Source organism: Thermoactinomyces sp. CICC 10522 (assembly GCF_016055075.1).
In the GTDB taxonomy this organism is placed as follows: Bacteria; Bacillota; Bacilli; order Thermoactinomycetales; family Thermoactinomycetaceae; genus Thermoactinomyces_A; species Thermoactinomyces_A daqus.
Window position 1 is genome coordinate 131918 of record NZ_JAECVY010000006.1, and the last position, 20363, is coordinate 152280.

Here is a 20363-nt window from a genome sequence, read left to right on the forward strand (position 1 = left end):
GATTTCATTCCAGATCCGCAAACATACTTCCCTCTCTCGCAAGCGTTTCGTTTTTTGTTTTCAGGGGATATTCCAAAATTCCGAATCTCACCGGACGATTGAGTTTGTCCGATCAGGCAAAACAACACAACTTGATTGCCTCGATCGCCTGTCTTAAATCTTCCTCCCGATGGTTGGCCATCAAGGAGAAACGCAGGCGGGCGGTTCCGGCAGGAACAGTGGGCGGGCGAATCGCGACAGACAGGACTCCCTGCTCCTGAAGCCGGTGACTGAAAAGAAGCGCCTGTTCATTTTCCCCGACCACAACGGGAATGATCTGCGTGGCCGAACCAGCCACATCGAGCCCCAAACCGGTCAGCTGCCGGCGAAACCAGCCGCTTTTTTGCCGCAATTCCCGGCGCAACCGGTCTGCATCACGCACCAATCTCAATGAAGCACGAATGCCCGCAATAATGACCGGTGGCAAGGCGGTGGTATAGATGAAGGGACGACATTTATTGATCAGATAGCGAATCCAGTCGCGTTTCCCCGCCACATACGCCCCGTATACGCCAAAAGCTTTGCTGAAGGTGCCCATGTAAAGATCAATTTCCCGGTCAACCCCCAATTCATGCGCCATCCCTTTTCCCTCGTCTCCGAACACGCCCCCGCCATGCGCATCATCCACCACCAGGGCGGCATCATAACGTTTTTTCAGCTCCACCAGATCTCTCAGCGGGGCGACATCGCCATCCATGCTGAAAACAGTATCCGTCACAATTAGTTTCCGTCCGGCTCCCTGCTGATCCGCCGTTTTCAGCAGACTCTCCAGATGATCCGGATCCAAATGCCGGTAAATGTATTTTCGTGCTTTGCTCATGCGGATGCCATCCACAATGCTGGCATGATTCCACTGATCGCTGAAAACGGCATCCGACGGCTTGAGAAAGGCGGAGAGCAATCCTGCATTGGCCATATAACCATTGGGAAACAGGACAGCGGACTCTGTTCCTTTAAAAGCAGCCAATTCCTGTTCCAGCGCCTCCGCCTCCTCGCTATGCCCGATAATCAGACGCGAGGAACCGGCACCGCTTCCTTTTTCCGCCGCTTCACGCATCGCCTGAATCATGCGGGGATGCCCGGCCAGACCGAGGTAGTTGTTGGAGGAAAAATTGACCAGCCTCTTCCCTTTTCTGTGCAAAACGGGGCGGTGCGCATCCGCTGTCGGAATCAAATGCCGGTTCAGGTGATCTGCGGAAAGGGCCTGCAATTCTTCCCGGATCGTACGGTTCCAGAGTGAACTCATGCCGTCTCCACTTCAATCTCAAAACCGAGATCGCGTATCATTTGATGATCCAATGAAGACGCCTGTCCTTCCGTCGTCAGATAATCCCCCACAAAAATGGAGTTGGCCGGGTATAAGGCCAGAGGCTGCAATTGGCGCAAATTCACTTCTCTCCCCCCTGAGACGCGAATCTCCTTCGTCGGACAGACAAACCGGAACAGGGCAAGCACTTTCAAACAGTAGCGCGGGTTCAATTCTTTCAAACCCTCCAGCGGGGTTCCGGGAATCGCATTGAGAAAATTGACGGGGATGGAATCAGCATCCAAATTGCGCAGCTCATAAGCCATCTCCACCACTTGTTCACGCGTCTCTCCCATACCGATGATACACCCTGAACAAGGGGACAGACCCGCTTTTTTGGCCGCTTCCACCGTTTGCACACGGTCATCGTATGTATGAGTGGTCGTGATCCGCCCGTAATGTTCCCTGCTCGTGTTCAAATTGTGATTGTAACGGTCAACCCCTGCTTCCTTTAACCGTTTGGCCTGGCTTTCCGTCAAAATTCCCAGGCAGGCGCAGATTTTCATGTTTAACTCCTCTTTAATCACCTTTACTGCTTCAACCACTTCATCCAGTTCCTTCTCCGTCGGTCCGCGACCGCTGGCCACGATACAATAGGTTCCGGCCTTGCGGCTCAGTGCCTCTCTGGCCCCGGCGACCAGGACATCTTTTTTGAGCAGCGTATATTTCTCGACCGGCGCCTGCGAAACAATTGATTGGGAGCAATAGCCGCAGTCCTCGGGACACAAACCGCTTTTCGCATTGATGATCATATTCAGCTTTACTTTCTTGCCAAAATAAGCTTTCCGCACCCGAAACGCCGCCTGCAAAAGCGGCAACAGCTCGTCATCGGGCGCATCCAGCACAGACAATCCCTCTTCCATTGACAACCGTTCTCCGGCGAGCGCCCGATCAGCCAGAGTTTCCCATCGCGATTTCCCCATACTGCTCAGCCTCCTGTTTTTAAGGTTGAAATCCATTTTTTTATGTCGACATGCTGAAGAAACACCTTTTTAATTTTCGTTGCAGTCAGTCCCCCTTCAATCCACGGAACGGTCCCCCAGACGTGAACACCGGCAAACCGTTCAATCAAACGCGGATTATGCGGAATGCTCGGGTCATCCACACCCGGCTTGAGACCATTTAAAACAACCCCTGCGATCCGCAATCCCCGCTGCCGGATGGCGCTCGCCGTCAACGCTGTATGATTGATGGTGCCAAGCTGCGGATGGGCGACAATCAACACCGGCCACCCGATTTGCACCGCGAGGTCAGCCATTGTCCATTCCTTTCCCAGAGGTACCACCCAGCCGCCGGCACCTTCGACAAGAATCACTTCATGCTTTTGCTGCAACTTCTTCAAAGCGGCAAGAATCCTGTCAACTTCGATCTCCTCTCCGGCCAGTTCCGCTGCCAGTCCGGGAGCCACCGGCAAGGAAAAGTTGTAAACCACAATCTCCTGCAAGCGGTCAGTGACACCCGTCCATGCTTTCAGGCGCATGCCGTCGCTCCCGGGGTCGTCCGGCTCTCCTCCGCTCTGCACCGGTTTCATTACGCCGACATCAATCCCCTGATCTGCCAAGGCCAAAGCCAGGCCGGCAGTTACCATCGTCTTTCCGATTCCGGTTCCGGTCGCCGTGATAAAAAGCCCGTTTCCGCTCACTTGGCCGTCACCTCGCGAATCGCCTCATGCAGGATGGACACCATCGCTTGCAAGTCGGGAAGCGGAGTGGCCAGCGGCGGCATCAGTGTAACCACGTGATCCAGCGGCCGTGTCACCAGTCCCAGTTCCCGAGCCTTGCGGCATACCTTCGCTCCGATGGCTTCGGCAAACGGATAGGGCTCTTTGGTCTCTTTCTCTTTTACCAGTTCAATGCCCACCATCATTCCCAGCTGACGCACTTCGCCGACAGCCGGCAAATCTTTCAGCGCTTCCAGATGATCAGCAAGGCATCGGCTCGCTTCCTGCACATGATCCAACAGATGCTCCCGCTCATACAAATCCAGGTTGGCAAGCGCTACCGCACAGCCAAGCTGATTTCCCGTATAGGAATGACCGTGGAAGAAGGTTTTCGCTTCACTGTGGTCCGCGAAAAAGGCATCATACACTTCATCTGAAGTAAGTGTTGCGGCAACCGGCAAATAACCCCCAGTCAATTTTTTCCCGACCATCATAATGTCCGGTTGTACGCCTTCATGCTCACAGGCAAACATTTTGCCGGTACGTCCAAATCCCGTCGCCACTTCATCGGCCAACAATAAAACATCATATTGGCGGCACATCTTTTCCACTTCTGACAAATAGCCCGGGGGCATCATGATCATCCCGCCGGCTCCCTGAACCATCGGCTCCACAATCAGGCCGGCAATACGTTCTCCCTGGCTCTTCAAGACCGACTCCAATTCATGCAAACAGGCTTGCTTGCATTCTTCAGCTGTCCCATCAAACCGGTAAGGATAGGGGTAAGGAAGCTTAATTGTGGAAAAGAGCAAGCGATCAAAGGTGGCATGGAACAGATCCATCCCCCCGACACTGACAGCGCCGACAGTATCCCCGTGATAACCGTTTTTCATGGAGAGAAACGTGTTTTTCTCCGGGAATCCGCGGTTTTTCCAGTACTGGAACGCCATTTTCAACCCGATTTCCACTGCCTCCGCCCCGCTGTCAGAATAAAATACTTTTTGCAGCCGGGTCGGAGTAATCTTCACCAATCGCTCCGCCAACAGGATGGCCGGAATGTTCCCCATTCCCAACAGCGTGCTGTGCGCCACTTTTTCCAACTGCACCTTAATCGCTTCATTCAGCGCCGGATGGTTGTGACCATGTACATTCAACCAGACGGAGGCATTGCCGTCATAATATTCCCGACCCTGCACATCGTACAGCTTCACCCCGTCCGCCCGCTCGATGATCAGCGGTTCATCCTGGAGATACTCTTTCATCTGGGTAAACGGATTCCACAAATAAAGTCGATTCTTCTCCAATAACTCTTGATAGGAGAATCCGGCCAAGCAAAACCCCTCCCTCCTTATTTGTAAACCTATATTTTTTTAAGGTTTACAATCAAAGTATAACATACCGGCCATCCGGCAGAATACCCGGATTTACCCTGATGAAATGAAACAACCACAGCCCATCTTTGACCGGAAATAGGAGAATGCACATACCTTTTTATCCCTGAGTCAATAGGATATAGAGAACCTTGAGCGGGAGGTGAAAAAATGGGCTTCAGTTGTTTCGGTAGTTGTGGCGGTTTTGGTTTCGGCTGGAGAAGGCTGTTAATCTTCCTCCTTGTCATCGCAACCATCTTTGTCTTTGTTGGTGGAGGATTCGGCTTCTAAACTAAATCATCGAAACATCCCCCGGTAACCCGGGGAGAATGCAAACAAAATGAATTAAACGCAACTTGGAGATCCCTTTTATCACCTGCATCAGAATATTGCCTATTAAAAAATGGCCTTTTCCCTCAAATTGAGGAAAAAGGCCATATACTTTTACCCGTTGACAGCCATGATCAGCTCGTTTCCCTCTTCCTTCCGATCCGGTTTTGCCTGAGGCATCTCCCCGTCTTCCACGCGATAACAGCTTTTGACGGTTCGAATCACGTCCATTTCTTTCAAACGGGCGAGCACCTGATCCAAATCCTGTTTGCTCACATGATGGGTAACTAGGACGATTTCCGCTTCTTTCTGATTGGTTCTCGGCTGTTGCAGCACCTGCTCCAGCGAGATGTTGTAATCGGACATCAGCCGGGTGATTTGCGCCAACACGCCGCATTCATCGGCCGCAATCAGGCGCAAAAAGGTTTTAAAGCGCTTCTGTGCATCCCCTTTCAGCTTTTTCTCCCGATAGGGTTTGACGACGCTTCGCCCGTTTACACCCAGATTCATATTTTTCACGACCGAGACCAGATCCGAGACGACGGAAGTGGCTGTGGGCAGCTCACCCGCCCCTGGTCCGTAAAACATGGTCTCCCCCACCGCTTCCCCGTATACATAGACAGCATTGAACACACCATGCACAGATGCGAGGGGATGGGAGCGGGCGACGAGAGCCGGCTGTACACAAATCTCGATTCCATCCTGATCATGGGCGGCCACACCCAAAAGCTTCATCTCATAGCCCATTTTTTTCGCATAGGCGATATCTTCCCGGCTGACCGACTCAATCCCTTGCACATCAACATCTTCCAGACTGACCGGGGAATGAAAACCCAGGGTCGACAAGATAACCATTTTACGCGCGGCATCAAGTCCCCCGACATCGGAGGAAGGGTCCGCCTCCGCATACCCCAAAGCTTGCGCTTCCTTCAAAACTTCTTCATAACCGGCTCCTTCGCGGCTCATCTTTGAAAGGATGTAATTGGTCGTTCCGTTTACAATTCCCATGATGCGGGTGACGCGATCTGAAGAGAAGCTGTCCATCAGCGCACGCAAAATCGGGATGCCCCCGGCTACACTTGCTTCATAATAAACATCGCAATTCATTTCCCTCGCCTTGTGCAAGATCTCCGCCCCATGAAGCGCCATCAAATCCTTATTGGCAGTCACCACATGTTTCCCCTGCTCCAGGGCTTTGAGCAGGTATTGCTTGGTCGGATGGATTCCTCCCATCACCTCGACAATGACGTCGATTTCCGGATCCATTAACAAGTCATCCGCCCTGGTGGTGATCAGATTTCTGTCCAATTCGATCTGTCGCTTTTTCTCCGGTTCCCGCACCAATACCTTCGCGATTTCGATTTGTGAGCTTGTCTGGTTGCGAAGTTCTTCCTGATGGCCGGCAATAATCCGCGCCACACCCGTTCCGACAGTGCCCAACCCCAACAAACCGACTTTTACTTTTCTCTCTTCTCTCTCATTCCTCATCTCTTCTGTCCCTTCCACAAATACATTTGTTTCTTTGTTGGAGACAGTATAGCGAACCGGACAGAGGATTTCAACACTTTTTTCCACCAATTTTGCCGGTTTCAAATAATTCAGACAGAAGAAACCGTCTCATAACATGCCCAATCCCATTCCCCTGGCAATTCGGACGGCATCTGAACCGATCCCGCGTCCTGCCCCGGGATGAGCGCCATCTTTTTCACGACAGCTCCTCTTTCGTGTCATGGGTTTTCTTTCCCTTGGAACGGGCATGCCGCACAAAGAGGCGGGTCCAAACGATCAGCACCAGTGTGGTGAAGGCCAACAGCAACGGAGAAACCAATACCGACATACTTATGGACAGCGTGAACACAACTATGACTCGTACGATCGCTTCGATGAGGTACCCGATTCCCCACACCACTGTCATCACCCGCAGGTTATGGCGAAACCGCTCCAACTCATTCCACTTCTGCTCAAAGCTTTCACTGCCGGCAAATTGACGTCCCAAATAAAAAATCAACGGACGCCGGCCGACAAATGCAGATGCGATCATCACCAAGGCGAAAATCCCTGTAAAGAGAGAGTCCTTCGCAATCATGAACCGCGCATTGCCCGTAAAAAACGAAGTGGCAATTCCGACCAGGAAAAAGAGAAACATCAAGAAAGCCAGAGCATCTATTTTCCGGTTGCGCACAAATTCGAGAATAATCCGGATAACGGAAACCCCGCTGCCGAAGGCTAATGCCAGCACATCGGACATGCCAAATTGTCGCAGAATAAAATAAACCACGGAAGGCAAAGCGACATCAACAAACAGAGTCAAGACGATCATCTTTAACTTTTCATTTCTATTCATTTGAAAATCCTTTCTACTGTCCGGAAGATAATAAACGGTCTGGCTGTGTACGGTCAGCCTGATTATCATGCCAATCGAAAGGAAACTTTGTAACCACGGTGCCGGACATCTCCCATGAAAGCGGCAGTGACTTGGCATCGAATACTCCGTTCCAATCCGGTATCCGGTTCCCCGACTGATCTGGATTCGGACAGAAAATTTAGTTTCTATAATAAATAGTTTATCTTACAAATTGATTAACTACAAACAAAACAGTACAATTTTTCGCTTACGGAAGACTGGATAAAAAAATCAGCAAAGGTTATATGCTCATCCGTTCCCTTGCTGATCAGATTAAATGGAAAACGGGATCACGAGGTGTTGGGAATTGGTTCATCCGGACAGGGCGGACCATTCCGAAATCGAGGCAACATCCTTGCTTTCCAAGCACAACAAAATCGGGTGAGGTGCCTCCCCGCCTCCCAATGAGAACATCGAGAGATCAGGGAGACACCCCACCCGTTGAATCACTTTCGCCGAAAAAAATCACCTATGCATGGCGTTTGCGGAAAACGAGGATTCCCAGGCCGGTTGCCAACAATGCACCGCTCCAGGCAATAGCAAGCGGATAGCTAGTAGCCGTTTTTGGCAGTTGTCCGCCCTTGGCCGGTTGCCCTGGCTGAGCAGGCTGCTCCGGCTTAGTTGGTTGCTCCGGTTGAGCCGGTTGCTCTGGTTTATTGGGTTGCTCCGGTTGAGCAGGTTGCTCTGGCTTATTCGGTTGTTCTGGCTGAGCCGGTTGCTCCGGTTTATTCGGTTGTTCCGGCTGAGCCGGTTGCTCGGCTTGGCTGCATCCGGTAACCTTAACCGGATTGCTCCAAATGGAACCATTTGGCTCTTTCAGGTAAAAAGCGTAGTTCCCTTCATGACCATTTTTGTTTTTATCAAGATCGTAAACAACTTGATGGGTTTCCCCTTTTTTCAAAGCGGGGATCTCACCATGTTCGATAATCTCCCCTTTTTTCGGGTTTCCCTCTTTCGACCAATACAAGTCATAGGTACCGGCTGCTTCCGATTTTCCCCGCTCAACTGCTACGCTCAAAGAAATCTGATTGCAATCACCTTCCGCCTTTGCGCCCCAGTTGCATGCCAAAGCCATGGCAGGAACTCCCAAAACCAAAAAACCAGCAGCTAAACCTGAAACATATTTTTTTAACATGAAAATCACCTCCGCAATAATAGATTCGTAAGAGAGATGAGAATTTAGCGTATAAAAAATATGTCTATTTTAAAAATATAAATCCATTTTATAAATTTTTTATGTTATCCATTTAACAGGAATCGCTGCAAAAATATAGCAAAGCACCATTGCCTGTCTTTCGGATCTTCGCAAATAAAAAAAGGCTTTCCCCTGCCGAAGAGGAAAACCTTTTTTTACTGCTAAAGTGTCGTATACTCTTTGATGGAAAAAACAGCGAATTTTCCCGCCGCTCAATTTAATGCCGTATATTTCTGAGTCAGGTAGTCCAGATACGGCTCAATCGTCAAATCAGTTCCCGTCGCTTTTTTCACAATTTCAGCTGCAGTATATTTGCTGCCGTATTGGTAAATGTTTTCAGTCAGCCACCCCCGCAACGTTGAAAACTCTCCCCTCTCCATCTCTTCCGGGATCGTGGGATGCGCTTTGAGGGCTGCCTGATAAAATTGGGCACTCAAAATATTGCCGAGCGTATACCCCTGAAACATGCCGCCGATAAAGTCGGCATACCAATGGATGTCCTGCAGCACGCCATTTTGATCGCTCTGTGGAGCCACCCCGAGATCGGACTGATAACGGCTCCGCCATGCTTCAGGGAGGTCCTTGACGCTCAAGCTGCCTTCCAGCAGGGCCAACTCCAGGTCAAACCGGATGATCACATGCAGGTTGTAGGTTAGCTCATCGGCCTCCGTCCGGATCAGGGAGCGCTTCACATGGTTAATTGCCCGGTAAAACTCATCCAGCGACACTCCGGCCAGCTGTTCCTTAAACTCCGCTTGCAGCCGGGGATAAAAATAAGTCCAGAAGGTACGGCTGCGACCGACGATATTTTCCCACAGGCGGGACTGACTTTCATGCACACCGGATGACGTTCCCGTATGCAGCGGGGTTCCTTCATAACATGAACTGATTCCCAGTTCATACAATGCATGGCCCGTTTCGTGAATGGTGCTGAACAGCGCCTCACTCAAATCATGTTCATTCACCCGGGTGGTGATCCGCACATCCCCATCGGCAAAACGGATCATGAAGGGATGAGGGGACAAATCCTGCCGACCGCGCTTGAAATCAAAACCGAGCTTTTTGATCACCTTTTTTCCAAAGGCGAGTTGCTGTTCCTTCGGATAAAACTTGGTCAAACAGGAACGGTCAGTGGGCGGGAGCGATGTGACCTGCTCGACCAACGGAACCAGGCGGCTGCGAAGTTCTGCAAACAGCCGGCGAATCTCTTCCGCTTTCATGCCATAATCAGATCGATCGATCAACGGATCAGCCGGGTGCTGGTGACCGGGGAAAAACGAGGCATACTCCCGGCTGAATTCCAGCGTTTTTTCCAGGTAAGGCTCAACTTTGGAAAAATCATCTTCTTTCCGCGCCTCCACCCAGGCGGCATAGGTCTGCGAAACATGCTGGTAGAAACGGGAAACGAAATCGGCCGGGACCTTGGATTCCGTCACAAAATGCCGTTTGGCCACACGGATTAAAGCCGCATCATCGGCATCATAAGGCAACTCCTGTTCGTAGGGAGTCAACTCTTCCAGCAACCTGCCCAGGCCCGGGTCAACCATCCTGTCATGCCGAATCCGGGCAATCACGGCCAGCTGGCTGCCCCGTGCATCTCCGGCCGCTTCCGGCATGTATGTATTTTGGTCCCAATTCAAAAGAGCGATTACCGAATCCAGATCATAGATTTCCCGCAAACGCTTCCTCAGCTCTTCCATTTTCTTTTCCATTACATCCACCCCAGAGTATCAATATCCTTCCTAAACCCATTGTAACGGATTTCCCAAAAGACTTTCATGTCTTTTTCAGTTCAACGCATCGTTGAGAGGGGCAATATTGAGATTTAACCACCTCTTGTGTGGTGCACTTCGGATCCGAAATATTTCGTTTCTGTGAACGATCTGTTTTTTCCATTCACGTTCGCTCCGAAATCCTTTCTTTTTTCAACGAAATCCCCCAAGGATAATCCGTATTTTTCCTTCTATCGACAACGAGTGTGCAAAGTGTGTATGATAAGGAATAGAAGAATCTTGGGCGAGGAACGGTTACAGATGAAAAAAATCGATTGGATTGAACAAACATTACAAACCCGTTATCAAGAAGAAGGAAACGGAGTGACTTCGCAGGAATTGGCCGAAGCGCTGCAATTGGATCGCTCTACCGTCAGCCGTTATCTGAACGAACTGGTGAAAACCGGACGGGCGCAGAAGAAGGCGGGACGGCCTGTTCGGTATTTTCCGCTCGAACCATATACCGATGCCGGCGGACCACAGCGCCGCAAATCCTGCACAGGGGAATCTGAACTTTTGCAGGAAGCGATGGCCGCACTTTTATATCCGCCACATGGTTTGCCGATCCTGTTTACCGGGGAGACCGGGGTGGGAAAGACGCATTTGGCGCAAAAATTGGTGGAAACGGCCATAGAAAAGGAATTTTTATCGAAAAAAACGCCATTTATCGCTTTTAACTGCGCGGAATATGCACAAAACCCCGAGCTTTTGCTGGCCCAACTCTTCGGAGTCAAAAAAGGGGCATTCACCGGCGCCGATGAGAACAAGTTTGGCCTTGTGGAACGGGCCAATGGCGGCATCTTGTTTTTGGATGAAATCCATCGTCTCCCTCCATCCGGACAAGAAATGCTTTTCCACTTGATCGATCAAGGGTTTTATCGCCGTCTGGGAGAAACGGGCGTTGAGCGCAAAGCCGATATCCGGCTGATCGGAGCAACAACGGAAGCTCCGGAAAAAGCCCTTCTTCCCACTCTGCTGCGCCGCTTCCCCGTCCGACTGGAAATTTTACCCTTGCGGAAAAGGCCGCGGGAGGTTCGTGAGCAACTGCTTGAGCACTTTCTGGAGGCCGAAGCCAAACAGATGGGGGTTCCCCTCAGCATCACCGCCCGGTGCCGTTCCTTCCTTTTGCAATATGACTGTCCCGGCAATATCGGACAGCTGAAAAGCGATATCCAAATCGCATGTGCGCGCGCATTTTTGCGCAACCTCGAAACGGACGGTAAAAAGAAGGTGACCATCGATTTTCATGATCTGCCCACCTATCTCCAGCCGCAAAGACCGGTTACTTCTGCCGTCAAAAACGCGATTGCCGGAGGAAATGACGGACAGGAGGGAATTTCCGGAAATATTTACCGGAAGCTCACCGTAACGAAAGAGTCCCTGCTTAAAAAAAAGGCTTCACCTGCCGAACTTGCGGAGCAACTGCAGGAAACGGTGAATCGCTATGTCCGCAGCCTGTCCTTTCAACAGGAAAGCCGGCCCGTCGACCCTGCGATCATCCGCGTTCTGACCCGGGCCCTGGAAGAGGGAGGCGCCAACGAAATCGGAGGAATTTCCGATGAACAGCTCTACGCGATCGCCCTGCACATCCAGGCTTGGCGGTCCAATCCAGGCAGTACCCGCATCGCGCGGAACGAACTCGAACAGGTTGAAACAGAATCCGTCTATGAGCATTTGGCCCAAAAAATCGCCATGCTTCTCGAGCGGGAGCACTCGCTCCGGCTGCCACCCGAAGAGATCAAGCTGATTTCTCTTTTTCTCTCATTAAATCAACGGCCAGAGGAGCAGGAGCAGCCGAAAAGACTGATCGCCACGGTCTGCCTGACCGGCGAGGGAGCAGCTGTCGCCTTGCAATCATGGCTGGAAGACCATCTTCCCGCAGAAGATCAGGATGTGGAGATCCGTTCAGTTCAGATCGATCCGCAAACGCGCACATCAGAGAAGCTGGATCTCCTGCAAAGAGAGTTTCGGCTGATTGCCGTCGCAGGAACCGTTCCACCGGAGTTGGACGGTGTTCCATATATTCCAGCCTGGGAACTTTATCAAAAACAAGGCTTTGAACGCTTGCGAGCCATTCTCGCCGCCAGCCGTTCCCGGATGACTGCCGAAAACGGCTTGACCCTGCGTCCGTCGGAGATTCCCGCACTCATCGAGCAAGGCTTGTCCGAAACGGTCATTCACTTCAATCCAAAACAATTCGTCCAATTGATCCAGACCAAAGCTGACACCTTCCGGCGTGTTTTCAGCTGGGAACCCGAACGGGAAATCGGTATCTGGATGCACCTGGGCATCTACACGGATCAGCTGCTGGCCGTACAGCTGGCGAACAGACGGATGGAGAAATCCGCGGGGGTGCTGCAAACCGATCTTCCACCGGACCGGATCAAGCTGTGGGAGCAATTTTTATCCGCCCTATCTACCGCTCTGCACGTGCGCTATCCACCATCGGCCGCAAGCGAAATGGCCCGCCTTTCCACCACTTCTTAGACGCTGTTCGCGTGCAAAGAGTGAATACCTTATTTGCACACTTAGGGTAACGGCAAACTCAAGCAGAAAGGAATTGGTTCTTTTCCGCAGCGGCTTTGCACGAAGGAACCGGAAGCAAAGAGAAGGCACCCATCCGCGACAGACTTCTGTTTCGGGATTTCATCAACAAACTGAAGTGTGCAAAATCCTGTTTACACACTTTTTTGTTTGCCGCTTATGATCGGCTTCTTTTCATTTGGCATAAATCTTGCATGATATTTTCTCGGATTTCTCTTGGCCTGCGAAGAATCTCGAAAGAGCCATTCGGGTTAAGATATGGATGTCAGAGAAGGCAGAGGAGCAAAATGAATCACGCCATTCGGTTAATGATCGTGTGCAGCCTGGGAGCGAGCTCCGGAGCGCTGTGCCGAAAAATAAATGAAGCCGCTCGAAAACGCGGATTGGAACTGATCGCGGAATCAACTTCCGCCCTCCGGTGGGCAGAACAATTGTCCAGGGCAGATGTCGTCCTCTACGAGCCGCAGATCAGTCACCTCAAAACGGAAATGGCGAAGATCGCCGACGAAGAAGGCATACCGCTGGCAATGGTCGATCCTGTGGCATTTGCCACCATGAGCGGCGAAAAAGTTTTGGATCAAGTGTTAACACTAATCAAAAGGTAAGCGATTACCCAGACTCAACCGGATTCACTTTTTGCAGGCAGATCAAGAGAACCCTATTGGTGATCATTCTTCACACAATGGTATAGAAACCCAAAACAGAAAGGAAAATGCCCGATGTCAGAAAAAACGATTACCATTAACAACCCAAGCGGACTTCACGCTCGCCCCGCAGCCCTTCTCGTAAAAGAAGCCAGCAACTTTAAAAGTGCGATCAAGCTCGTGAAAAACGGAAAAGAAGTTGACGCAAAAAGCCTGCTCGGCGTAATGTCCCTTGCCGCGAAACAGAATGACCAGATTACCGTCCGCGCTGAAGGGGAAGACGCAGAAGCTGCCGTCAACCACATTGCCGCTTTCCTGGAACAACTTTCCGAAGCCTAAAAAGGGGGATTTGCGTTGAGCCAAACGTTACAAGGAGTTGGAGCGGCTCCAGGCCTTAAGTTGGGCCAAGCCGTCTGGTGGCGCAAGGAAAAGCCGGTCGCTCCTTCCCGAACCATCACTGATCCAAAATCTGAAATCGAGAAATTAGACCAAGCGATCGCGCAGGCAAAAGAACAAATTGAAAAACTGCGCGAAATCGCCGCGGAGCGGATGGGCGAAGAAGAGGCGGCCGTATTTGATGCTCATTTCGCTTTTTTGGATGACCCGGCCTTTACCGGCGAAATGAAAAACCGTATTGAAAATCAAAAGAAAAATGCCGAAGCCGTGTGCCAGGATGTTACCGAAGAAATGGGTGCACTCATGGCTTCTTTGGATGACGAATATATGAAAGCGCGCGCAGATGACATTCGCGACGTGGGTTCACGGTTGCTTTTGATCCTGCTCGGAAAACAGCCGTTTGATCCTTCTTTGCTGACCCCGGGAAGCGTGGTCATCGCTGAGGAGCTGACTCCTTCGGACACCGCCCAGTTCCCGGAAGGGGTCGCCGGCATGGTGACGGCCAAAGGAAGCAAAACGGCCCACGCCGCCATCATGGCCCGGACGCTGGGAATTCCGGCTGTACTCGGTCTGGGATCCAAGATCGAACAAATCAAAGACGGGGATACCATCGTCGTCGACGGGGACAAAGGCACGATTCAGATCAATCCCGACCAGGATGTGATCAACCGGGTGCGCACGCAGATTGAACAGCAGGAAAAAGCGCGCGCTCTGGCGTTAAAAGAGGCAAAAGCGGAAGCAAAAACGGCCGACGGAAAACGGATTCAGGTTTTCGCCAACATCGGCAGCCTCAGCGATATTGAGATTGCCCTGAAAAATCACGCCGAGGGCGTCGGCTTGTTCCGCACCGAATTTCTTTACCTGGAAAATGACCACTGGCCGACAGAGGAAGAGCAATACCAAGCCTATGCGAAAGTACTGTCTTCCTTCGGCGAGCGGCCCGTTGTGATTCGCACGTTGGATATCGGCGGAGACAAAGAGCTTCCCTACGCCAAATTGCCGAAAGAGGAAAATCCTTTCCTGGGCCACCGGGCCATCCGTTTCTGCCTGGCCAACCCGGATCTGTTCAAAACGCAATTGCGCGCTTTGCTGAGAGCCAGCGTTCACGGAAATCTCTGGATCATGTTCCCCATGATCGAAAACTGCTCGGAAATCCGTCAGGCCAAAGCTCTCCTCAATGAATGCCGCGAGGAACTGATCAGCGAAGGAGTGCAGGTGGCAGACAAGATTCCGGTGGGAATCATGGTGGAAATCCCTGCAGCTGCCATCGCCGCCGATCTCCTGGCCAAAGAGGTCGACTTCATGAGTATCGGAACCAACGATCTGACTCAGTATACCCTGGCGGCAGACCGCGGCAACGAACAGGTGGCCCATCTGTACGATGCGGCTCATCCGGCCGTTCTCCGTCTGGTGAAAATGACCTGCGATGCCGCAGCAAAAGCAAATATTCTTGTGGGAATGTGCGGCGAACTGGCCGGCGACCCGAGTATGACGGAACTTCTCATCGGACTGGGTCTGGCTGAATTGTCGATGAGCGCCAGCACGATCCCGGAAGTGAAACAGCAAGTTCGGAGCACCGACACTGCTGAAGCGAAAAAACTGGCTGAACAGGCCATTCTGCTGGAAGATGGCGATCAGGTGCGAAACCTGGCGAAAAAAGGTTAATAAAAAAGATCCCGGGCTTTCCGCTAAAACCCGGGATCTTTTTTTGACTGAAATAAAAAAGGAACCTTAGTACTCCCAGGTTCCTTTTTCACTAACAATCATAAATAAATCCGTACTCTTTCCATTTTCGTCGTTGTATCACTAAACGGTCACTTCTTCTTTTTTAAGCTCGATTCCCGGTTGGACGACCTCAATGGGTCCCGTACCTCTCCGCAGCATTTTGGTAAATGCCTGGGTCGGTTTAAGGACATCGAGCATGTACTCAATGGCAATCATGGGATCTACGGTATGTCCGCAGGTGTAACAATCAAGCGCGGCGAAGCCTTTTTCCGGATAGGTGTGAATGGTCAGGTGGCTCTCAGACAACATGACCAGCACCGTGGCCCCCTGTGGGTCGAATTGATGGGATTGAACAGATAAAATCGTCGCCCCGCAAGCACTTGCCGCCTCTTTTAAACGTTGTTCCAAAAACTTTACGTCATTGAGAAGATCGAACTCAACGCCCCATGCGTCCATGGCTACATGCCTTCCGAAAGTAGAAAATTCCATCTCTTTCGGCCCCCTTCCTAGCAAAAAGTTGGTGTGAGCCAAATTCCGCTAGGATCTGCTTGTTCACCACGGGGGAAGGTTAGTCCAGTGAGGTCCCAACCCTTTAAGTGAATCCTGGATCCTACTAGCTCAATGTCACAATGATTAACTTAACATAATCTTTTTATGTCTGCAATAGTTATTTTACCCCAATTTCCGAAAGAAACGTGAAGATTTTTAAAAATTCAGTTGAATGAGCAAAAGTTGATTTTACGCCTTTTTCTCCGGTAAAGCGGAACACTTGGGAGGGTCAGTGTCACGAAATATTACAAAAAGCGAATGTTATTAGAAGGTTTTTCTTCTCTATATGTAGAATATTGCAAAATCTATGCTGCGAGAGGAGGCTTAACCCTGTGGCAACAAACCCGATTCGGCAGATGCTGCTGGAGGAACTGGATCTTCTCGTGCGCACTACCCATCGCCTCATCGACCAAATCGAAGAGGATGACTGGTCATTCCGTCCGCACGAATCGATGCGCACTCTGCAAGAGCTGGCCACCCACCTTGTCCAAATTCCTGCCACTGACCTGGCAATCTTACAGGAAAACGATGAAATAGCGATCCGCAAGCTGGAAAAAAATCTGACCCCAAAAACGCGTGAAGACTACCATCGCATTCTCACGAAAGGCTTTGCCGAGCTTACTGCCTATATGGACAGCCTTTCCGAGGACTTCTTTATCCATCGCAAAACAAGGGCATACTACAACCAACAACCTGTAACGCAAGCCAAATGGCTGATCGAAATCATCACCCATATGGCTCATCACCGCGCGCAATTGTTTAATTATCTGAAAGAATTAAAACGGGATGTGACGATGTACAGCCTTTACTAAAAAATAAGGTGGCGGAAAAAGAGAGAATTCCTCTCTCCAACCGCAACCTTACTCTTTTGTTTCAAATCTCTTTCACCCATATGTTCATGTCCTCAAACTCGCCGGCAATCTGGCTGTTTTGAATGAGCCTTCCCTTATAGGTAAACCCCAGCTTGGAAATCACCATATTCATCCCTGTGGAAACGGCCCGCGTCAGGGAAAACAGATTGGGCACCCCTTTTTCTTTCATTCGTTTTTCCAAATCAAAGATGAGAACGCTTAAAAGTCCTTTTCCGCGATAATCGGGATGCGTGGCGCAATCCGTGATCTCCGCAGAATTGTACTCGGCAAACACATCTGCAGATGCCGCACTCACGATTTTGCCCTGATGGGTGATAACGGAGAAATAAACTTCGTTATCCATGCATTCCAGGATAAATTCGGGGTCGTGAATCGGAGTTGGATAGGTTTTAAATACCAATCGATACAGCTCGGCCAATTGCTCCGCATCCCGGTGATCGGCGTGGCGTAATTCAAATCCCGGTTCCAGCTCCGGAGGCTCGTCGAGTTGCTCAACTTGCTCCGCCATCTCGACGATTTCGTCTTTCTTCTCCTCATCTTTGCTGTTCGCCCGCTCTTCTTGCAAAAAGCGTGACAGGATACAGGCCGGGTCGCCGTCAAAAAAACCGCTGATCTCACCTTCTTGGTGAAAACCGAGCTTTTCGAATAACGGAACATCCTCGGGAGCGGCATAAATCAGCACTTTCCCGATCCCCTCCATTTTCGCCAAATCCTCCAGATGCTGTACCAACGCCTCTGCATGTTCCTTCTTGTACTGCATGAGCTTAATACGGCTGTTGTACTCATCCACTTCATACGAAACACTTTGGGGGGCAGGTTGTTTTGCTGTCATTCATCCATCCTCCATTTTTTTGATCCGAACACCATGCCACACTATCTTGTTACCCTGGTTCACGCAGAAAAAACTTTTTTTCAAACTTAAAATGCGAAAAAGCCAGCTTTGTTATACGAACGAAATTATAAAAAAATCCAGAATTTATTTGTTCCTTATGTGTAATTTTTATTTTCACAGGGTAGAATAGAAGCGAGATGTTCTTTTTAAAGGTCCCGCATGGGGGGCATGATTCTTCCCGGAACAGCATTTATGCCATAACCGGGGCTTTTTCGCAGAAACCTCTTCCCAGGGGGGGAATCTATGTATTTGACACCTCATGAGCGCAACCTTATTATCCGTGCTCTGACGAAAGTTTTGGAAACGGAACCCCCGTATGCACGGGCGGATGAATACAAAAAATTGTTGGATCGGCTGAAAAGTGCACAAGAGCGGGATGAGGATACTTTGTTGGAATTTGATTTCAATCTGGATGACGGATAACACCGCGTGAGAACCAGTCACTCTTTCTCTCCATAAGATATGGCGAAGGAGTGATTTTTTCTATGGCTCACATCGTGATCAGGTTGTCCCGATTCCGCCTTTACCTGTACAGAGACTCTCAATTAATCAAGTCCTATCCGATCGGCATCGGCAAGGTGGCGACCCAAACCCCCCAAGGTGTTTACACGATTGTCAACAAAGTTCCTTATCCTTACTCCTACCCCGGCGGTCCCCTCAGTCCGTTCGGCACGCTGTGGATGGGTCTTTCCCGCCCTCACTACGGCATTCACGGCACCAACCGCCCTTCCTCCATCGGCAAACGCGTCTCCAAAGGCTGCATTCGCATGCACAACCGCGATGTGGAAGACTTGGCACGCTACGTCGGAATCGGCACAAAAGTGATGATCCTCCCTTGACCGCTCCCAATGCCTCCAGTCGGGACTCACAAAAGAAACAAGATTTCCCCCGATCCGTGATCTCAAATGCGGAAATTTCTGCCCGAGAACCCGCGGCCCTTTGAACTGCCATTTCGATTGCTTTAAACGTTTCCTGAACACTCATCGTCCATTGCCAGTTTTACAATGAAGATTAGATAGTGTGAAAAAAAGAGAGCGAAAATCGGTCAGGCTGACAGGAGGGAGAAGGCAACTCATTCCCTTGCCTGACACTCGCTCTCGTTCCAAGGCTGAAGCAGGAATTTTCTTGCCCCGAAGATATAATGGTGTTACCAGCCTGCTCGCGGATGGCGCTTCAGCGAAATCCCGCGAAATAAAAAACAGGGTTTCAGATCCTCCGTCTCTTTCAGGTGCTGCGCAGTCACGAGGAGTGAAAATTTGCCACGGGCCCGATCATCGTTCAATAAGATTCCGGCATGTTCCCTGGCAAAGGCAATCGCATATTCCCTGCCTTCCTCCAAACGAAAACAAAAAAGATACGCATCGTTGGCACGATCGTACATCCACGTATGTTCGTACCCGGAAACGGACTGCTTCAGTTCATCCGACCATTCCGGCACCGACAACACCAGCACCGGCGCTCCCTCTTCCTGCAATTTCATCCATCCTCCGTCCTCCGGGATCGCGGCTTCTCTTATTCTCGGAATATATCGTTTGCTCATCATCATCCTCCATCTGTGAAAGTTTTCTGTGAGACCGGCATCCTGAAATCATCCCTTAAAGAGTTAAATGCCTTCCCTGTTCTTCTGCCTCTCCACCAATCGGTGCAGCAGCGGGACAATGCAAGTCAGATCCCAGCCGGGTACCTGCTCCTCATCGACTGCTCCCACATCGCCGATGATCAGGGTGGGAACCGGATTCTCGGTATGGACGGAAATGCGCAAATCTTCGCTGTTCCCGTGATCACTGACCAAGACGATGGTATCACCTTCGGGGCGCAAGCGAACCAGCTCCCCCAAAAAACGGTCATAGGTTTCCACCACATAGGAAACAAGGTCAGCGTCATGTTTGTGCCCGGCCCGATCGCTCAAAAAATATTCGTGAATGACCAGATCATAATCCCTCGCGATTCCCCACAGATGCCTTGCCGCTTGTTCCGGGGCAATCTCTTCAATTTCCGGTATGAACGATTTCAGCGTGCGGCGGGTGAGATCATGATAAACCGCCCGTCCTGATTTCAGATCCTCCAAATAGCGAAACGGCTCTCCCAGTGAACGGATGGCCGCGGTGGTCACGGAAACCCATCCCCTTTTCGTGGCCGGACGCTCAAAATATTCTTTGGTATACGAATTGGCAAAAGTCGCTTTCCAGCCTTTTCGTTGAAATTGGAGGTAAATATTGTCCGCTTCGACCCATTCCCGCAAACGCTTAAACGGATAACCGCTCATATGTTTTCCCATTGCCGCCGGTGCGTTTCTCCCGGTAAAAATCGCCGCCTGACCGGTGGCGCTCTGCGGCAATCCGTCAACCCCCAGCTTCGCATCGGTCTTCAGGAGCCTGACCTCTCTCCCGTGCTTACCAACCGCCTCCCCGGTCAATGGCTTTCCGCCTAACAGGGAACGCATGTGCAAAGCGTGCTGTGCCCAGGGATTATGATCCGCATCGTCTCCCAAGCCAACCCCATCAATAAACAGCATAATGACTGCGATTTGTCTCCACCTCCGATTCAAAAAAGCATGTACTGTCATTGTAACAAAAGCTGCAACCATTTTGGCTGAACCCCGGTGGCTGAGGTGACATCTTCATCCAAACCGTTTTTTTGTTAAAACATGGGTTAAATTTTATTT

At 50.7% G+C, this 20363-nt stretch carries 19 protein-coding genes; 7 read left to right on the top strand and 12 right to left on the bottom strand.

Going from position 1 to position 20363, the window contains the following annotated elements; genetic code table 11:
- Positions 1-112: 112 nt before the first annotated feature.
- The 8 genes from bioF to I8U18_RS10675 all read right to left on the bottom strand — a co-directional run bounded on the left by bioF (position 113) and on the right by I8U18_RS10675 (position 10016).
- The gene (bioF, locus tag I8U18_RS10640; protein WP_198055845.1) at positions 113-1285 is read right to left on the bottom strand and encodes an 8-amino-7-oxononanoate synthase; all 1173 of its coding nucleotides are present in this window, start codon (positions 1283-1285) and stop codon (positions 113-115) included.
- Positions 1282-2268 (bottom strand): biotin synthase BioB, encoded by a 987-nt coding sequence (gene bioB / locus I8U18_RS10645; RefSeq protein ID WP_033100050.1) that lies wholly within the window; start codon positions 2266-2268, stop codon positions 1282-1284. Before bioB ends, bioF begins: the two co-directional genes overlap by 4 nt.
- A 5-nt stretch (positions 2269-2273) precedes the next feature.
- Positions 2274-2987 carry a dethiobiotin synthase gene (bioD, locus tag I8U18_RS10650; protein ID WP_198064751.1) on the bottom strand — a complete coding sequence of 238 codons (714 nt, stop codon included), beginning with the start codon at positions 2985-2987 and terminating at the stop codon, positions 2274-2276.
- On the bottom strand, positions 2984-4336 hold the full coding sequence (gene bioA, locus I8U18_RS10655; protein WP_232336365.1) for an adenosylmethionine--8-amino-7-oxononanoate transaminase: 1353 nt from the start codon (positions 4334-4336) through the stop codon (positions 2984-2986). Before bioA ends, bioD begins: the two co-directional genes overlap by 4 nt.
- Before the next feature lie 483 nt (positions 4337-4819).
- On the bottom strand, positions 4820-6193 hold the full coding sequence (locus tag I8U18_RS10660; RefSeq protein WP_052154048.1) for a homoserine dehydrogenase: 1374 nt from the start codon (positions 6191-6193) through the stop codon (positions 4820-4822).
- A 217-nt stretch (positions 6194-6410) separates the two neighbouring features.
- Positions 6411-7049 (bottom strand): VC0807 family protein, encoded by a 639-nt coding sequence (locus I8U18_RS10665; RefSeq protein WP_198055843.1) that lies wholly within the window; start codon positions 7047-7049, stop codon positions 6411-6413.
- 529 nt (positions 7050-7578) lie between these two features.
- A complete protein-coding gene (locus tag I8U18_RS10670) occupies positions 7579-8244 on the bottom strand; it encodes an LPXTG cell wall anchor domain-containing protein (protein WP_198064752.1) in 666 nt (221 codons plus the stop codon).
- 272 nt (positions 8245-8516) lie between these two features.
- Complete coding sequence (locus I8U18_RS10675) at positions 8517-10016, bottom strand: carboxypeptidase M32 (protein ID WP_198064753.1); 1500 nt, start codon at positions 10014-10016, stop codon at positions 8517-8519.
- A 321-nt stretch (positions 10017-10337) separates the two neighbouring features.
- On the opposite strand from I8U18_RS10675, the gene I8U18_RS10680 reads away from it, so the two are divergent.
- The 4 genes from I8U18_RS10680 to ptsP all read left to right on the top strand — a co-directional run bounded on the left by I8U18_RS10680 (position 10338) and on the right by ptsP (position 15325).
- Positions 10338-12563 carry a sigma 54-interacting transcriptional regulator gene (locus I8U18_RS10680; protein ID WP_198055840.1) on the top strand — a complete coding sequence of 742 codons (2226 nt, stop codon included), beginning with the start codon at positions 10338-10340 and terminating at the stop codon, positions 12561-12563.
- A 344-nt stretch (positions 12564-12907) separates the two neighbouring features.
- Positions 12908-13225, top strand: a complete 318-nt coding sequence (locus I8U18_RS10685; protein WP_198055839.1) for a PTS sugar transporter subunit IIB — start codon at positions 12908-12910, stop codon at positions 13223-13225.
- Positions 13226-13339: 114 nt separating this feature from the next.
- Positions 13340-13603 (top strand): HPr family phosphocarrier protein, encoded by a 264-nt coding sequence (locus tag I8U18_RS10690; RefSeq protein ID WP_033100043.1) that lies wholly within the window; start codon positions 13340-13342, stop codon positions 13601-13603.
- 15 nt (positions 13604-13618) lie between these two features.
- Complete coding sequence (gene ptsP, locus I8U18_RS10695; protein WP_033100042.1) at positions 13619-15325, top strand: phosphoenolpyruvate--protein phosphotransferase; 1707 nt, start codon at positions 13619-13621, stop codon at positions 15323-15325.
- 141 nt (positions 15326-15466) lie between these two features.
- On the opposite strand, the gene speD is transcribed toward ptsP, so the two are convergent.
- The gene (speD, locus tag I8U18_RS10700) at positions 15467-15874 is read right to left on the bottom strand and encodes an adenosylmethionine decarboxylase (RefSeq protein WP_198055836.1); all 408 of its coding nucleotides are present in this window, start codon (positions 15872-15874) and stop codon (positions 15467-15469) included.
- A gap of 392 nt (positions 15875-16266) precedes the next feature.
- Between speD and I8U18_RS10705 the strand changes: the two genes are divergently transcribed.
- Positions 16267-16746 carry a DinB family protein gene (locus I8U18_RS10705; RefSeq protein WP_235281611.1) on the top strand — a complete coding sequence of 160 codons (480 nt, stop codon included), beginning with the start codon at positions 16267-16269 and terminating at the stop codon, positions 16744-16746.
- 61 nt (positions 16747-16807) lie between these two features.
- Here the strand turns inward: I8U18_RS10705 and ablB are convergent, their stop codons facing one another.
- On the bottom strand, positions 16808-17638 hold the full coding sequence (gene ablB, locus I8U18_RS10710; RefSeq protein ID WP_033100040.1) for a putative beta-lysine N-acetyltransferase: 831 nt from the start codon (positions 17636-17638) through the stop codon (positions 16808-16810).
- A 303-nt stretch (positions 17639-17941) separates the two neighbouring features.
- On the opposite strand from ablB, the gene I8U18_RS10715 reads away from it, so the two are divergent.
- Both I8U18_RS10715 and I8U18_RS10720 read left to right on the top strand, forming a co-directional pair.
- Positions 17942-18121, top strand: a complete 180-nt coding sequence (locus I8U18_RS10715; protein WP_033100038.1) for a hypothetical protein — start codon at positions 17942-17944, stop codon at positions 18119-18121.
- 62 nt (positions 18122-18183) lie between these two features.
- Positions 18184-18537, top strand: a complete 354-nt coding sequence (locus tag I8U18_RS10720) for a L,D-transpeptidase (protein ID WP_198055835.1) — start codon at positions 18184-18186, stop codon at positions 18535-18537.
- Between the two features lie 308 nt (positions 18538-18845).
- On the opposite strand, the gene I8U18_RS10725 is transcribed toward I8U18_RS10720, so the two are convergent.
- Positions 18846-19238, bottom strand: a complete 393-nt coding sequence (locus I8U18_RS10725; RefSeq protein ID WP_033100036.1) for a hypothetical protein — start codon at positions 19236-19238, stop codon at positions 18846-18848.
- Positions 19239-19301: 63 nt separating this feature from the next.
- Positions 19302-20285 carry an alkaline phosphatase family protein gene (locus tag I8U18_RS10730; RefSeq protein WP_198055834.1) on the bottom strand — a complete coding sequence of 328 codons (984 nt, stop codon included), beginning with the start codon at positions 20283-20285 and terminating at the stop codon, positions 19302-19304.
- Between the last annotated feature and the right edge of the window lie 78 nt (positions 20286-20363).